At 42.9% G+C, this 16,524-nt stretch carries 14 protein-coding genes; 6 read left to right on the plus strand and 8 right to left on the minus strand.

The annotated features are described in order from the left end of the window. The coding region (locus PX484_RS23090) for a CocE/NonD family hydrolase (protein ID WP_288105718.1) at window positions 1-1,102 on the minus strand (1,102 nt) is incomplete at its 3' end. A 135-nt stretch (window positions 1,103-1,237) separates the two neighbouring features. On the opposite strand from PX484_RS23090, the gene PX484_RS23095 reads away from it, so the two are divergent. Next, entirely contained in the window at window positions 1,238-2,932 is a 1,695-nt protein-coding gene (locus PX484_RS23095; protein WP_004268096.1) for an ABC-F family ATP-binding cassette domain-containing protein, read from the plus strand. Window positions 2,933-2,981: 49 nt separating this feature from the next. Beyond that, window positions 2,982-3,437 carry a peroxiredoxin gene (locus PX484_RS23100; RefSeq protein WP_287668904.1) on the plus strand — a complete coding sequence of 152 codons (456 nt, stop codon included), beginning with the start codon at window positions 2,982-2,984 and terminating at the stop codon, window positions 3,435-3,437. A gap of 513 nt (window positions 3,438-3,950) precedes the next feature. Here the strand turns inward: PX484_RS23100 and PX484_RS23105 are convergent. Beyond that, window positions 3,951-4,826 carry an energy-coupling factor transporter transmembrane component T family protein gene (locus tag PX484_RS23105; protein WP_287766586.1) on the minus strand — a complete coding sequence of 292 codons (876 nt, stop codon included), beginning with the start codon at window positions 4,824-4,826 and terminating at the stop codon, window positions 3,951-3,953. Between the two features lie 3 nt (window positions 4,827-4,829). Continuing rightward, a complete protein-coding gene (gene der, locus PX484_RS23110) occupies window positions 4,830-6,188 on the minus strand; it encodes a ribosome biogenesis GTPase Der (RefSeq protein WP_004268090.1) in 1,359 nt (452 codons plus the stop codon). Between the two features lie 286 nt (window positions 6,189-6,474). Between der and PX484_RS23115 the strand changes: the two genes are divergently transcribed. After that, window positions 6,475-6,945 (plus strand): DUF4079 domain-containing protein, encoded by a 471-nt coding sequence (locus tag PX484_RS23115; RefSeq protein WP_002735750.1) that lies wholly within the window; start codon window positions 6,475-6,477, stop codon window positions 6,943-6,945. Window positions 6,946-7,345: 400 nt separating this feature from the next. Here the strand turns inward: PX484_RS23115 and mutL are convergent, their stop codons facing one another. Next, window positions 7,346-8,998 (minus strand): DNA mismatch repair endonuclease MutL, encoded by a 1,653-nt coding sequence (mutL, locus tag PX484_RS23120; protein ID WP_004268088.1) that lies wholly within the window; start codon window positions 8,996-8,998, stop codon window positions 7,346-7,348. Between the two features lie 615 nt (window positions 8,999-9,613). On the opposite strand from mutL, the gene aroQ reads away from it, so the two are divergent. Continuing rightward, a complete protein-coding gene (gene aroQ / locus PX484_RS23125) occupies window positions 9,614-10,069 on the plus strand; it encodes a type II 3-dehydroquinate dehydratase (RefSeq protein ID WP_159251592.1) in 456 nt (151 codons plus the stop codon). A 24-nt stretch (window positions 10,070-10,093) separates the two neighbouring features. Here the strand turns inward: aroQ and PX484_RS23130 are convergent, their stop codons facing one another. From PX484_RS23130 to PX484_RS23145, 4 genes are all read right to left on the minus strand, one after another. Beyond that, the gene (locus PX484_RS23130) at window positions 10,094-11,893 is read right to left on the minus strand and encodes an ABC transporter ATP-binding protein (RefSeq protein WP_287668911.1); all 1,800 of its coding nucleotides are present in this window, start codon (window positions 11,891-11,893) and stop codon (window positions 10,094-10,096) included. A gap of 40 nt (window positions 11,894-11,933) precedes the next feature. Beyond that, window positions 11,934-13,010 carry a phosphotransacetylase family protein gene (locus PX484_RS23135; RefSeq protein WP_287766588.1) on the minus strand — a complete coding sequence of 359 codons (1,077 nt, stop codon included), beginning with the start codon at window positions 13,008-13,010 and terminating at the stop codon, window positions 11,934-11,936. A gap of 37 nt (window positions 13,011-13,047) precedes the next feature. Continuing rightward, window positions 13,048-13,422: a type IV pilus biogenesis protein EbsA gene (gene ebsA / locus PX484_RS23140; protein WP_271936327.1), complete on the minus strand. Its 375-nt coding sequence runs from the start codon at window positions 13,420-13,422 to the stop codon at window positions 13,048-13,050. A gap of 112 nt (window positions 13,423-13,534) precedes the next feature. After that, a complete protein-coding gene (locus tag PX484_RS23145) occupies window positions 13,535-14,791 on the minus strand; it encodes a GAF domain-containing sensor histidine kinase (RefSeq protein ID WP_287766589.1) in 1,257 nt (418 codons plus the stop codon). 388 nt (window positions 14,792-15,179) lie between these two features. Between PX484_RS23145 and PX484_RS23150 the strand changes: the two genes are divergently transcribed. Both PX484_RS23150 and PX484_RS23155 read left to right on the plus strand, forming a co-directional pair. Next, window positions 15,180-15,494 (plus strand): DUF3155 domain-containing protein, encoded by a 315-nt coding sequence (locus PX484_RS23150; protein ID WP_287766590.1) that lies wholly within the window; start codon window positions 15,180-15,182, stop codon window positions 15,492-15,494. 590 nt (window positions 15,495-16,084) lie between these two features. Then, window positions 16,085-16,524: glyceraldehyde 3-phosphate dehydrogenase NAD-binding domain-containing protein (locus PX484_RS23155; protein ID WP_288105727.1), on the plus strand; the 440-nt coding region annotated here is incomplete at its 3' end.

Here is a 16,524-nt window from a genome sequence, read left to right on the forward strand (position 1 = left end):
CGCTTAATTTCCCCTCATCCTCGCGCAGATTGGCTAAACCTTGACTAGCAAGATAATAAATTTGCTGATTTTCTCTGGGAAACTTCTCCAGATATCGCCATTGATTAGACCCCATTTGAAATAGATACATAGGAGGATTTTCAAATAACTCCACTTCCTGACCTTTTAAGAAATAATCAAACCATTGCAGCTGCATTTTATCCACGGGACTAATTGCCTCTTGACCATAATCTATCTCTCCTACTTTTCTCCCCCAAGGTAGATGAGTCCAAGGACCAATAATTAGTCGTTGGGGATAGATAGAACGACTTTGCATTTCTTGGTATAAACTCAAAGTTCCCCGGAGATGAGGATCGAACCAACCCCCGATATGTAACATCGGTAAATCGATATTTTTTAAAAGGTGTTGCGGTGATAAATTTTGCCAATAGTCATCGGGAAGATAACGAGTAATCCAATCGTGATAAAAAGAATCGGCGGCCAAATCCTGTAAAATTTGGGGAGAGGCTGCAATAGGATCAAAAAGGGGTAAATTTCGGGAAGCTACCCAGAGTTTTTGATAGGCAGTTTCGTCCCCTTTTAATCTAGCTGTTTCCGCAGCTAATTGTATTGCCCAAGCAAGATTATATTGTAAATTAAATGCTTCATTTTCATAGGCCCAATCTCGATATAAATCGTGAGCAATCATCGCTGGGCAAATAGTTTTTAAAGCGCTATGACCATTGGCAGCGGCATATAATTGGGTCATTCCCTGATAGGAAAAACCATACATTCCCACCACACCCGTATTATTAGGAATAGTTAAAACCCATTCAATAGTTTCTAATCCGTCGCTAATTTCATGGGCAAATAAATTAAAATTTCCCGTCGAGTTTCCCCGTCCCCGGACATCCTGAATTACCACAATATAACCCCGACGTGCATACCAGCTAGGATGGGCATAAACCACCGTAGAAGCGATCGTTTTTCCGTAGGGTTGTCGCATTAGTAAAATAGGAAAAGATTCCCTACTATCGGGACGATAAATATCGGCAGCTAAACTAATTCCATCTCTGGTGATGAAACTAGCTGTTTCTTTTTTTATGGGGTAGGGATTAAGCATTATTATCTCTTTCAGATAAAAAATAGTGTCAGGTGGCTCAATTGGGAAAACTTGACAAAGACCAGATAAAGCTTAACTAAATGTTACAATAAAGGCGGACTGCCTCACCGGCCTAAGACTGGAGAAAAATCAACGATGCTACGACTAGAGAGAATTAGTAAGATTTACCCGACGGGAGAAGTGTTAAAAGATGTCACTTGGGAAGTAAAAACTGGCGATCGCATCGGGTTGGTGGGAGTCAATGGGGCCGGAAAATCCACCCAACTAAAGATTATTATGGGGGAAGTGGAACCCACCGCCGGAGAGATCATCCGTCCTACCAGTCTCCATATCGGCTATCTTACCCAAGAATTTGAAGTGGATCCCCGTCGGACGGTACGCGAGGAATTTTGGACGGTGTTTCAAGAAGCGAATCAAGTCCACCATCAACTAATAGAAATTCCCCAGCACATGGAAAAAGCCGATCCCGAAGAATTAGATCGCTTAATTCATCAATTGGATCGCTTACAAAGACAATTTGAAGGGTTAGATGGTTATGGATTAGAAGCACGCATCGAGAAAATTTTACCAGAAATGGGCTTTACTATTGATGACGGCGATCGCTTGGTAAGTTCCTTTAGTGGTGGTTGGCAAATGCGGATGAGTTTAGGCAAAATTCTCCTACAAACTCCCGATATTTTACTCCTCGATGAACCCACTAACCATTTAGACTTAGAAACCATTGAATGGTTAGAAAAATTCCTCAAGGATTTAACTACTCCCATGGTCATAGTTTCCCACGACCGGGAATTTCTCGATCGCCTCTGTACCAAAATTGTCGAAACTGAAAGGGGAGTTTCTACCACTTATTTAGGTAATTATTCTGCCTATCTACAGCAAAAATACGAACAACAATCCGCTCAGTTAAGTGCCTACGAACGTCAGCAAAAAGAACTAGAAAAACAGCAAGCTTTCGTGGATCGGTTCCGGGCCAGTGCCACCCGTAGCACCCAAGCAAAAAGCCGGGAAAAACAATTAGAAAAGGTGGAAAAAATTGAAGCCCCAATCGCCGATGTGCGTACCTTAAAATTCCAGTTTCCTCCAGCAGTGCGTAGTGGTCGGGAAGTGGTAACTATCAAAAATCTTGTTCACATTTACGATGATAAAATTCTCTTTTTGGGAGCAAATCTGGAAATAGAAAGGGGCGATAGAGTCGCTTTTTTAGGCCCAAATGGTGCAGGAAAATCCACGCTTTTACGTTTAATTGTTGGGTTAGAACCCCCCACAGAAGGCTCGATTGAAATCGGTAAACATAACGTTATTCCTAGTTATTTTGAGCAGAACCAAGCGGAAGCTTTAGACCTAACTAAAACCGTTTTAAATACGATTCATGATGAAGTTCCCGATTGGAAAGATGTGGAAGTTCGCAGTCTTTTAGGGCGATTTTTATTCAGTGGGGAAACGGTATTAAAAAGAGTAGAATCTTTGAGTGGTGGCGAAAAAGCGCGTCTTGCTTTAGCCAAAATGTTACTTGCTCCCGCTAACTTATTGATTCTCGATGAACCCACTAATCACCTCGATATTCCCGCCAAGGAAATGTTAGAATCGGCTTTAAAAGTTTATGAAGGCACGGTTTTAATTGTTTCCCATGATCGTTATTTTATCTCCCAGGTAGCTAACAAAATTGTCGAGATTCGGGACGGCGAATTAATTGCCTATGCGGGAGATTATCACTATTATCTAGAAAAACTAGACGAAGAAAAACAAAAAGCCGAACAAAAACGCATTGAAGCGGAAAAAGCGGCCAAAGCTGCCGCTAAACGCTCTAAACAAAAGGCCAAAAAAGGTTAGAATGTAAAGTATCAACCTATCCACAATTATCTATCGATTAATTAATCTTATGGCAGCTATAAAAGTAGGCGATCAAGTTCCTAATTTTTCTCTCCCTTCCCAAACAGGGGCAACGGTTAATATCGGCGATTTAATCGGTAAAAAATCCCTAGTAATTTATTTCTATCCCAAAGATGATACTCCGGGTTGTACCGCAGAATCCTGCGCTTTCCGCGATAGTTATGAAGTGTTTACCGATGCAGGTGCGGAAGTTATTGGTATTAGTGCCGATAGTCCCCAATCTCATCAACAATTTGCCCAAAAATATAATCTTCCCTTCACTCTTTTAAGTGATAGTGATAACCGAGTGCGGAAATTATTCGGTGTTCCCTCTACTCTATTCGTCCTCCCCGGACGAGTTACCTATATCATTGATAAAGCGGGAATCGTCAGACATATTTTTGATTCTATGTTAGATTTTAAAGCTCACGTTACCGAATCTTTAAACACGATTAAATCTTTTTAAGTTGATGATTATAAAAGAAATCCCGATCAGATAATTACTTGGGAAGAAATTAAAACATCTATCGAGTAATTGTGCTGATTCTGACTTAAAAACACGCCAATTCAAGTCTGAATTGGCGCTTTTCCCCTAGTTTCGACTGATCGTTTATGGGTGAAAACTCATCTCTTCGGTGAGATTTCCTTTTAAGTCTTCTCCCAATCACTGGGAAAGATTGGTGATCGCTCGTAAAGTAGTTATCTCAATGATGAGGTACGAAGTCTCCTTTTGGGTAACGTCGCCACTGCGGAACGTCGGAAAAGTAGCTAGTCCTCTGGAGATGATGCTAAATACCGTCATACTTCATCTTTATGAGAAAGGCCGTAACTTGCTTTTATAGGTAATACTTTTGAGATATTTACATATCTATCTGTAGTAGGAAATTGGCGAGTGGCGAGTTTTTTTAGTAAACAGTAAAGAGTAATCAGTGAAGTGATAACTGATAACTGATAACTGATAACTGATAACTGATAACTGCTATAAACCACCCCAAACTAATCGGGCTGCCCAAAAGGGAATTAACAAAAATAAAGCAATAAAATCAGCCCATCTTAACTGTAATTGGTGCCAGCGAACTTGATGCTGATTGGGACTGGTAAAACCGCGAACCTCCATAGCGATCGCTATTTGTTCGGCGCGTAAAAGCAAATTATCTAGTAATTTTTCCACTACTGTTAACCAGACGTTTAAACTTCTTTTAATCCCTAATTTTTGCCAATCGATCGCCCTAGTTCGCACTGACCTAGCTAGATTTTGCACTTCTTCTAAAACCAGGGGAATAAAGCGCAAAGATAGGGTAAGAGTCAGAGAAATTTCTGTCACTGGCACATTAAATCGCCGTAAAGGACTCATTAAATTCTCTAAACCTTCGGTAATTTCTTCCGGGGCCGTCGTCAATAAAAAGAGATTAGTGCTATAAATTAAAGTAAAAACTAAGGTACTAATTCTCACTGCTAATTCCAAAGAACGTCGGGTAACAAATAAACGACCTCTATCCCATAAAACATACTGATAATCACTTGCTGGCGGTAAATTCAGCCCTTCCTCCGGCAAACGCGGCTGAATACTCACCCCTAAACCATCGGGAGTGATAGCAGTAATCAGAAAGACAATAATCGCCAAAAATATCAGCCAGCCCATCTGTTGCCGCCAGACGCGGGGAGGAATAGGGGCCAACAGGGTTAACAACATTAACAATCCCACCAAAGCTAAACGCCACCAAGGATTAGCTAATAAAGGTGCTGCTAAAAAAGCCATTAACCAGATAAATTTTACCCGCGCATCCAGTTGATGTAGTCGGGTAATCGGTTGATCGAGATAAAGACCGATGGGCAAACTTCGCAATAAATCCATAAATTAGACCTTGGTGGCTCTATTAACCGTTTTTTCCACTTCTCGCGCCGGTTTGCCGCGCCAGATTAAGCGGATCGGGGTTCCTTTAAAGCCTAACTGTTGCCGGAATTGCCCTTCGATGTAACGGCGATAGTTATCATTAAAGCGCTGGGGATCGTTAACAAAAAGGGCGATCGTGGGGGGTTGACTCGATACTTGCGTGCCATAGTATAGTTTCCCCTGTTTTCCGCCTCTGGTGGTGGGGGGATTGTGCCATTTAACCGCATCTTCGATCACATCGTTGATTACCGAGGTACTGACGCGACGACGGTGAGATTCGGCGGCAATATCAACTAATTCGAGGATTTTAGTGACTCTTTGCCCCGTCATGGCGCTGACAAAGATCATTTCTGCCCAATCCATGAAATACAGCCGATCCTGGAGCATTTTGGTGTAAGTATTGATGGTGTAGGTGTCTTTCTCCACCGCATCCCATTTATTGACCACTAGCACCACCGCACGCCCTTCTTCAATGATTCGTCCCGCTAATTTTAAATCCTGTTCGGTGACACCATCTAGCACATCGATGACGAATAACACCACGTCAGACCGGCGAATTGCCTTAAAAGCACGGTTAATACTGAAAAATTCGGCTCCATAGTCCACATTCTTCTTACGGCGAATGCCAGCGGTGTCAATTAACCGATAAACCTGTCCTTCTCGTTCAATTAAAGTATCGATCGAGTCTCTAGTGGTTCCCGAAATCGGACTGACGATCGCCCGTTGTTGTCCAGTTAAAGCATTGAGGAGACTGGATTTACCCACGTTAGGACGACCGATAATTGCCACTTTAATCTCTTCATTTTCGGGAATTTCCGCCGCGGGTGGCAAATATTTAATCACCGCATCGAGTAGTTCACCTGTACCAGAACCGTGAATGGCCGAGATGGGGAAGGGTTCACCGATGGCTAATTCCCAGAATTCCGTCGCTTGCAGGATACCCTGTTCCACCGATTCACATTTATTGACGGCCAAAAGTATCGGGACATTTTGCTGTCGTAACCAAGCGGCAATTTCTCGATCGCCGGCGGTAATTCCCCCTTGCCCATCGACGACAAAAATCGCCACACTTGCCTCTGCTAGGGCGATTAAAGCCTGTTCGCGGATTAAAGGGAGAAATTCGCTGTCATCGTTAAAAACTAGCCCTCCTGTATCGACAATTTGAAAATCTCGATCGCACCAGAAAGCTGGTTGATAGGTGCGATCTCTGGTAATCCCGGGTTGATCAAAAACGATCGCCTGTTGATCTCCAGCGATACGATTGACGAGGGTGGATTTGCCCACATTGGGACGACCGATAATAGCGACGACAGGCAGTTTCATAAGAGGAGAAGGGGACGGAAATTAAAGACCCAATATTCTATCATAGCGATTTGCGATCGAGCTTGGTTGATTTAAACGTTGGTGTACCTAAAGATAGTAGTAATGGAGATAGGGATCGGTCGTCGGTCGTCCGGAGACTATTTTTATTTATTCTCCCCACACCCCACACCCTACACCTTTTAAACGGGATTTAGTATGACAGGTCTAGTGACCCAGAAAACAAGGAAGCGCGAGCGATTCATGTTAATTTTTATTAAGAAGCGATCTTTGATGAGAACAGACAACTATGAACTTCGAGATTCCCAGTGCCGTAAAAACTTGGTCACAATTTGGCCATCCCATTCTCATGTGGGTTTTATTAGGATTAACTATCTATGCCCTCTATTCGGGGCTACAATGGCGACGGACGCGGACAGCAGATAAAGACCTAAAAAAAGAATTATTGCCCAAAAATTTTCGCACTAAACACTATCAAATTGGCTCCCTAATCCTGGCTTTAATGGTGTTGGGGACGATCGGGGCTATGGCGGTGACTTATATTAATAACGGTAAATTATTTGTCGGGCCCCATCTGCTGGCCGGTTTAGGGATGGTGGGTTTAATCTCAATCAGTGCCGCTTTAGTACCTTTAATGCAAAAAGGCAACGAATTGGCTAGAATCACCCATATTACCCTTAATGCCGTCATTTTAGGTCTTTTTGGCTGGCAAGCCTTCACAGGAATGGATATAGTCCAGCGTATTCTCAGCAAAATGTAAGAAAACCTAAACAGAGAGGATGCGTCTGATGACGCATCTAACCCTATGAGAGAAGGGAGAGGGGAGCAAAAAACTGACACTAAATCCAGTTATTAAAAAGTGATACTAAATCTGGTTATTAAAAACTGATTATCTATTGCTCCTATTGCCTATTGCCTATTGCCTTTTGCCTGTCCTGATATGTAGCCTATACTTAACGGATTTAGTATGAGATGCTCCCTAACCATATCTGCCAATTTTCAGTAAACAGTTCACTGATAACTGATAACTGATCACTGATATAGTCATTTCAGATAAGTCTGATACACTCTAGACCAGTTAAACCCTTATTAACTCTAGCATTGATATTCTCAATCTTAATTGAAATGACTATAACTGATAACTGATCACTGATAACTGATTAAATGCCGTGACTTTTGCCGATTACCCAATGACGACGGAAGAAGCGAGCGAGCGAGGTTTCTTCTAAGGATAAGTAAATCGGTCTTCCGTGGGGACAAGTGCGGGGATTACGAGTATTTTGCCAATCATCGAGTAAATTCTGCATTTCTTCTAAACTTAAAGCTGTACCGTTGCGGATCGCACTACGGCAAGCGGTGGCCACCTGAGCGGTTTGTAAATCGCCCCCTAAACTTAATTCTAGTAAAGCATCAGCCCGATCCTGCCGCTCTTTTAGTAGAACAGGAATACTACGAATAGCCCAAGAACGATCGCCAAAACTAGCAACTTCTAATCCTAAACGTTGTAATTGTTCGACTTGTCGAGTAGTTAACTGATTTAAGATGATCGGAGTATCTAACGGCACGATTTCCCAGTTATCCTCTAAACGTTCGTACAAAACCCGCTCATGGGCAATATGTTGTTCCACTAACCATAATCCGTTAGGATGTTCAGCAACTATATAAGTTTGGTGAATTTGGGCTAATGCCTTTAATTCCAGCCGATTTTTCCTGGATTTTTCCCCTATTGTATAAGTGCTTTTTTCCTCGGCAGCCTTGAGAATTTGACTGACGCGCTGATTTTGCGCTTTTTCGGGTATATGTTCGGGATTTAGTCCTAACGCCTTGTCTATGGCTGAAATTATCTGTTCTTGCCAAAAAACAAGGTTATGCAGGTATATTTCCGCTTTAGCTGGGTGACGATTCCAATCGATCGAACGGGGGTTAAGATGTAGATGGAGAAAACAAACGGGATAGCGATCTTTAGGGACTGTGCGAGCGAAAGCTTTAAATATTGCCTGTTCTAACTCCGATGAGCGCACCATTCGCCCATTAACAGCAATTTTAACCCAATCCGGTTGATGGCGAGAAATGCGATCGGGCAAACCGATGACTAATTCAATTTGAGCCAATTCTGCGTCAGGAGTCGTTAAGTCAAGTTTTAGGGATGCTAAATCGTTAAAATGCAGAGATTTAACTAATTGGGGTAATATTTGACTGGCATCCTTACCCGGACTAATGCGTAACCAATCTTGATGATCTTGGAAAACCTGCCAAGTAATTTGGGGATGACAGAGAGCAAAATTATGAATTAAAGTCTGTATATCCTTTAATTGTTTGTTAATTGACGGTAAAGCTTGACGACGCACGGGAAAGTTACCAAAGAGATTCTCTACCGTGACGATAGTGCCGATAGCTATAGGAATCGTTTCTAAATTATCCGGCTCGCCCTGGTGATTGTAAAGACAATAACAACCTAAATCATCGTCATGGCGACTGGCAACCCGCAGACGCGCCACCTGTGCGATACTGTGCAAAGCTTCACCACGGAATCCGAGACTGGTAATCTGCCAAAGATCGTCCCGTTGGCGGATTTTGCTGGTACTGTGGGCATAGCTACACAGTTGCAAATCTTCTCTAGACATTCCCCTACCGTTATCCGATACTTGTATTCGCCAGTTTTGCGGAGATATATCGATGGTAATCCTATCTGCCCCCGCATCAATGGCATTTTCGACTAATTCTCGCACCACAGCGCCTAAAGAGTCGATTACCTCTCCTGCGGCAATTAAATCAATTACGTCTTGGGGTAAAACTTGTATGGGCAAGGTCATCAATTAATGGTTTTAGCCAAGGGCAAACTCGATATATTGTCGCACAGGGGGTGCATGATTAAGGACTCCCCTCCCTACCAATTTATCGGCGATCGCTGCTTCCTTGCCATCCCGCTGCACTGATCAAATATAGCGATAGTCCTGGAGCAAGTCCAATGAGTATGGGCTACATATCAGGAGATGCACTCCTGCAAGGGGAGTGACTCTTAAATTATACTAAATCCGTTGAGCATAGGCTACATATCAGGAGAGCCAAGAGGCAGAAGGCAAGAGGCAAAAGGGGGAATAAATAATCAGTTTTTAATAACCGAATTTAGTATTATTACAGATGCGTCAGCAGCTGCGTGTAAGCATCCCACCGAAAAACTAATGCGCGGGGGGTTTGGGGGGTAGAACCCCCCAAAAGCTTGGATTGAGTGATAAAATCGGAAGCAATACTAAATCCGTGGAGTATGGGCTACATATCAGGAGAGGCACTCCTGCAAAACGGAGAATAAATAATCAGTTTTTAATAACTGGATTTAGTCTGATTACCGTAGCGGCAAAAATGCTGTTGATAGGCAATAATCCCTGATCGAGATAAGATTAATTCTGGTGATCATAGGGAGGACAGTGGTGAATAAACTAAGCATTCTGGTTTTACACGGGCCGAATTTAAACCTATTGGGGAAAAGAGAGCCGAATCTCTACGGTAACGTCAATTTAGAAGCGATTAACCAGTTTTTAAGCGAAGAAGCTACCCGTTTAGGGGTGAATTTAACCGCGCACCAGTCCAATCAGGAAGGGCAATTAGTGGACTGGATTCAGCAAGCATGGGGTCAGCATGACGGTATTTTGATTAATGCAGCAGCTTATACTCATACCAGTATCGCCATCCGCGACGCACTCTTAGGCACAAAAATTGCCTGTGTGGAAGTACACTTAAGCAATATTTACAAACGCGAGTCTTTTCGTCATCATTCCTACATTGCCGATATAGCCATCGGACAGATTAGCGGTTTTGGGGCCGAAAGTTATCGCTTAGGATTATGGGCATTAGTCGATTATTTGCAAAAGAATGGGAAAATTTAAGACAAATGCTGGAACTTCGGGCTTTTAAACCCAAATTTTCGATAAACTAGCGTAGAGGCCGTCTTTGGTTAATAAATCTTCATGGGTTCCCGATTCGACTAATTCCCCGCGTTTCAGCACAAGAATTCGATCGACATTGCGAATAGTGGAGAGACGATGGGCGATAATAATAGCAGTACGATCGACTAAAATCTGTTCTAAAGCTTCTTGAATTAATACTTCTGTCCCCACGTCTAAACTAGCAGTAGCTTCATCTAAAACTAGAATTTCTGGGTTACGAATAGCGACTCTCGCAAAAGCGAGTAATTGTTTTTGTCCTCCCGACAAATTTGCGCCCCGTTCGCGTAAACGGGTATGATAACCATCGGGTAACTCCTCGATAAAGTGATCGATATTAGTTAATTTAGCCGCTGCCTTCACCTGCTCAAAATCATAATTTTCTCCTAAAGTAATATTGCGAGTAACATCCCCAGCAAAGAGAAAAGTTTCTTGGAGAATGACACCAATATAACGTCTTAATTCCCCTTGGGGAAGATAACGGATATCGATACCATCCACTAGAATTCTGCCCTTACTTGGTTCGTAAAGACGACAGAGAAGACGAATAATCGAACTTTTTCCCGCACCAGTGGGACCGACTAAAGCGACTTTTTCACCCGGATGAATAGTAAAATTGAGACCTTTGATAATATATTCATCAGGTTTATAACCAAACCAAACATTTTCAAAAATAATCTCGCCAGTTTGACATTTTTCTGGAAAAGAAATCTCTTTATAATTGTTAGAATCGGTTATTTCAATGGGAATACTAATTAATTCCCCAATGCGTTCAATAGCAGTAAAACCCGATTGAAACATGGTAAATTTTTCGGCAAACTGACGCAGGGGATTAAAGAGACGTTGGGAGAATAAAATAAAAGCCGATAAAACCCCAAAATCAATGGTTTTCTGGAGAATAAAAATCCCGCCTAACCATAATACTCCTCCCACGGCAATTAATCCGATCCATTCCAACGTAGCTGAGACGGCCGAATCATAAAAAATTGTTTTATCTAGGGAGCGACGATAGTGAGTATTGGTAGCGCGAAACATTTCAGCGTTAAAGCGTTCGCGGCGAAACAATTGAACAATATTAACTCCGACTACATTTTCCTGTAATTGGGCATTAAGTTTTGATAATTCCTCGCGTACTTGATAGTTAGCGATGCGGTATTGTTTTTGAAAAAAGATAATTAAAACAGTGACGGGAAATAACATCAACACCAACAATAGAGCTAATTGCCATTGTAGGGTAAACATGGTGATGATAATAACTAAAATATTGACCAAATCACTGACAACTCCGATCGCCCCACTAGCAAAAACTTCTCCTAATGCTTCCACATCGCTGGTTAAACGAGTGACTAAACGTCCCACGGGAGAGCGATCAAAAAAACTGGAGGAAAGGGAAGTAACATGACTAAATAAATCTTCCCGGACATTAGCAGTAATGGACTGACCGACTTTCTGCACTAGATAACCTTGTGTTGTCCCTAAAATCAGTCGTAAAATAATCGAAGCTGACAGGATAATAATTAAGGTATTAATGGCTGCTGTTAAGGGCATTTGAGCCAAAAAATCCCAAGTTTGTTCCTTTTGCAAAAGGGAGACCGCTTGACCGATAATTAAGGGTTGGATCGCCCCCGTGAGAGATAGGGGAAAAAGAAGTATTAATGAGCAAAATAGCAGGGCTTTTTGCTTTTTTGCGTAGGGAAGTAATCTTAATAATAAGCTCCAGTCATTTTCTTTGACCGGAGGGGACACAGGGGGTGATGATAGACTCATGAAGTGATTTCCAATGAAATTCTCGGCAGCCGGGGAGAAATTACACCCCTATTGTTAACTTTTCTAACAGGCGATCGATCTGGAAATGTTCCTCCATTAATTCTCGAATACAAGCGACTTTTACCTGTTCCTGTAAGCGAATCTTGCCGAAGGCCTGATCGACAATTTCCACGGTGGTGAGAGTATCTAAATTTACCGAGAGAATCGGGACTTCTAAATCCTCGGCCCGGCCCAGAATCAGGGGATCCGGAGAGATGGAACCAGTTAAGATCAAACAAGTGGTAGAAGTTTCTAGGGCAGCTAACTGTAGGTCTGTGCGATCGCCGCCCGTGATCACGGCCATATTTTCCCCCTTGCGAAAATATTCTAAAGCGGCGTTGACATTCATTGCCCCGATCGCTAAACTTTCTACCATCCAATCTAAACGATCGGGCCGACATAATACTTTGGCCCCCAAAAGATGGACAATTTCCCGAACACTAATACTGCGCAGCAGTTTACTAGCGGGTAACAGTCCTAAAACTTCCACACCTTGGCGGGCCAGATAGGGTTTCAGGAGAGATTGTACTTCCTCCCAATCATCTTCCGGGATATCACTAATCACTACCCCCAGCAGCTGATTATTTAATTCCTCTCTTGCTTTCAGCAGACTCTCGGCAATTAGGGGAGAACTATAGCGGGCCACCAATAGGATTGGAGTCTGGAGAATTTTGGCCATCTCCCCCATCGATAACTGAAAAATACTGCCTTCCCAGAGAGTCCCCGGCCCTTCGAGGAGGATAATATCACTGTTAACTCGATCGAGATAACCAGCAAGAATATTGCCGTAGTCCTGTTGATCTACACCTTGTAAACGTTTAGCAACGGAATCCGCATCAGTGTAGATCAGGGGTAAACGCAGCTGCTCCGGGGATAATTCTAATAATTGCCGAATAAATTCTACATCCTCATCGACCAATTGCCCATCGACGTATCCCGGACAATTGCCCACTGGTTTGCCGTAACTTATCTCTAGTCCTTTTTGTCGCAAGAGATGCGCTAAACCGACGACAGTTCCCGATTTACCACTGAGGGGTTCTAGGGAAGAGATAAGTATAGATTTGGCTGATTTGGCCACGATTTGCTCCTTTTAACCCGTAAAATCCCGACTTTTATCATTCAAATTGCAGCAGTTTCCGATAAAATCCCTGCGAAAAGTCGGCCGAACCTAGCTGCTTAAAGGTTTTAATCGCATCGATGAGGTATTCGATCAACTCGGCGTTAATAATCGTCATCTCATAGCTTAGGTCGGCCTGTCCTTCAAATTGTAAACGACAACGGGTCAATTCCGAGGGCAATTTTGATACATACCAAGAGGCCACAAAGGGAATCCCTTCGCTATTTTCTATGTGACGACGACCTTCTAAAGCTCCTCCTTGATACAAAGCGATCGCATAGGGCAAGATACTATGTTTGTCCTTGGCATAGTAGGGCATATATACTAACACATCAGCCTTATTAGCGGGTTCTAATTGTTCGATAGTCGGCATAATTAGTTAATTCTTTGCTTCACGGCCAAGTTAACATTGATACTGATATTTTTCAGAAATTTTAACCGACCACTCCCACCGATTGTCCTGATCGGCAGATTTTACGGCCAGATCATCCCTCTATGCTGAGGTTATCATCGAGTATAACTGGCATACTAACCCGAAAAACCGTGCCAGGATAAAGGGAACTTGTTCCCTCGGGATTAGGACTGATAAATTCAATCGTCCCCCCCATGCTGGTAATTAATTCTTTGGCGATCGCTAACCCCAATCCTGTACCAGGTATATCTCCCCCCGCTTGCACTCCCCGGTAGTGACGTTGAAAAATTCTTTCTTGATCGCTCCTCGCTATACCATAACCCGTGTCTTTAAAAACAATTTCTACACTATTCTTAACATTTTTTACCTCGACGGTAACTTTTCCGCCAGCAGCAGTATATTTGAGGGCATTATCAATTAAATTACTGAATACTTCCCGCAAACCGGGGATATTAGCCCGAATAAGTGGTATGTCTTCCCCGTAAATCCTTTCTAAACTGAGATTTCTCTCTTTGGCTACCGCTTGGGCGGAAAGGAGCAGCGGATCGAGAATATCATGGATATCGATCGGAGTTAGTTGGCTGCTGCCAGCAGGCAAGAGAAAGGCAGTGGGGGAAGATTGCGCTTGCAGGAGAGGAATATCGACAGTGGGGTAATTTTCGCTTTCTTGCTGAATTTGTCCCTCAAATTCGGCAATTAAGTCCCGAACTCGATCGCTTTCCCTCAATATACCGGTAATGGCGGGATCGTTACTTTCTTCGGCTAACAGCCTTTTGAGTAGAAGTTTACCAAAGGTTTTTAACGCGGTGAGGGGATTGCGGATTTGATGGAGAAAGGTATCGAGGCGCTGACGTTGCCATTGTCGATAATAGCGTTCTTCTCCCAATTGGCGATCGAGTACACAGGCTAAAGCGAGGGTTTGGGTGATTTTTTCCATCCGGGTTAATTCCCAGCTTTGCCAAGGTCGTTTTTCTCTGGTTGTCACCAATAATCCGATCATGCCCTCTTCATACATTAAGGGTAAAAACAAGCGATGACCGCTGACGGTCTCCTGATTACTCCAGAGGTGGGATAAATCTTCTAACTTAACCGCAGTTAACAAGTCGGCCGCCGGTTGCCCTGGTTGTAAGGAAAGCCGCTTTGTTTGGGGAGAAGGGGGATTAAAGGGCGGATAAACAACGACTGGAATTAAATCACTCGATAAAGGTTCAGTTAAATAAACCGCACTTCTGTCTGCTTCCATTTGCTCCCGCAAAAGTTCCATCTGTGCCTGACAGAGGGCAATAAAATCATTACTCAGGGGAGTCCGGGAGGGGAAGGAGAAGGGCATACCAAGAAAGTAAAAAGTAAAAAATCAGAAAACCTTGATAAAGCTAGGGTTGCGAGTTTTATTTCCCAGTTTACACGGGAGAGAAGGGCGATTCTCTTGGATCGAGGGCAGCCAGCAAAAAGCAATTAGGACAAGGGTTTGGTCACTATTTTAGAGGTGGATCGCGGTATATATTAAAAAAAGTTTAAGAATAATAAGTTTTGTATCGGGATTTGGGGGAGTGTTTTTGTCAGAAAAACTTAAACATAGTCCCAGTCTAGCTTCCGGTCAAACTTGTCTGTACTTGGCTTTGTGAGAGACACTTGATTTCTTGGTCTAGAAGGGATATAATCGCTACGGCTTTTGTAACTATCATTACAACGATTAGCCAAAACAGGAGGTAATTGGGTTGGCCAGAAAACGGAAACGTAAGAGTCGCCGTCGTCAAGAAGGACGTAAGATACTTGAACTTGTACCCCAGTATAGTATTGAAAGTGGCGAGGATAAACCCGTAACTGCGGCGCGTAAGTATATTCAAGCTATAGGCATTAGCCCACCAGCTTTATTGGTTGTTAAGCGTAACGAGCATACAACCGATCGCTATTTCTGGGCTGAAAAAGGACTGTTTGGAGCGCAATATGTGGAGGAAAACCACTTCCTTTTCCCAAGTTTACGCGACCTGCAGCCCCAGCCCGTCAAAGCACCGGTAGCAGTTGCCAAATAATTCACAAGACTATTAATCGTATCATGGAAAGTGAACTCGTTTACAGAAAAGTAAACGAGTTTTTTTTGAGGATAAGAGGAGCGGGAACCTTTAAGTGATCAGTAATCAGTAAAATGAAAACTCACATCTGATCACCGAAAAGGCGGACAGCTAAAGAGGGAATGGGGTTATGAGAATTTTTTAGCGGTTATTTAGGGTTTGCTGAATAAATCTAAAAACCTTGTTGGGTAAGACTTTTAGACTTTTTGTCAATCAAAAAGTACCAGGTATGGGAGTGATCAGGGGGAAAATCCTTGGACTTTTTCCCTAAAAATTAGGTAATTGGCCACCTCAAAACCGGTAAAACCCCACACCCCACACCCCACACCCCACACCCTGTCCCCACGAAAAACTTTTTCAGCAGACCCTATTTAGGCTGATTTTGGCTTTAAATCGCTGTAATCAATTAAATTTCCTCATTTAAACCCGATAAGATTGGTGAGGTAATAAATTATTTCCGATCAGGATCGCAAAGTTCAACCTTTAAGGTATGATTGGGAACATTAATTATTTTTTTATGTATTGCACTAAAACGTAGAGGGCAAGCAGCAGTGATTAGAGTAGCGATCAATGGTTTCGGACGGATTGGACGTAATTTCCTAAGATGTTGGTTAGGACGGACTGATAGTGGCTTGGAGGTAGTGGGGATCAATGATACATCCGATCCCCGTAGTAACGCTCACCTGCTCAAATATGACTCGATGTTAGGCAAACTTAACGCTAATATCGATGCCGATGATAATTCTTTAATTGTTAACGGTAAGACTATTAAATGTTATTCCGATCGCAATCCCCTCAATCTGCCCTGGGCAGAATGGGGTGTAGATTTAGTGATCGAAGCTACCGGTGTTTTCGTCGATGAAGAGGGCGCTTCTAAGCATATTGTCGCAGGAGCTAAAAAAGTCCTCATTACCGCACCGGGTAAAGGTTCGGGTGTGGGAACCTATGTCGTCGGTGTCAACGCTCACGAATACGAACACGATAAATACAA

The sequence above is a fragment of the Microcystis sp. M49636_WE2 genome (assembly GCF_030065375.1).
GTDB lineage: Bacteria > Cyanobacteriota > Cyanobacteriia > Cyanobacteriales > Microcystaceae > Microcystis > Microcystis aeruginosa_C.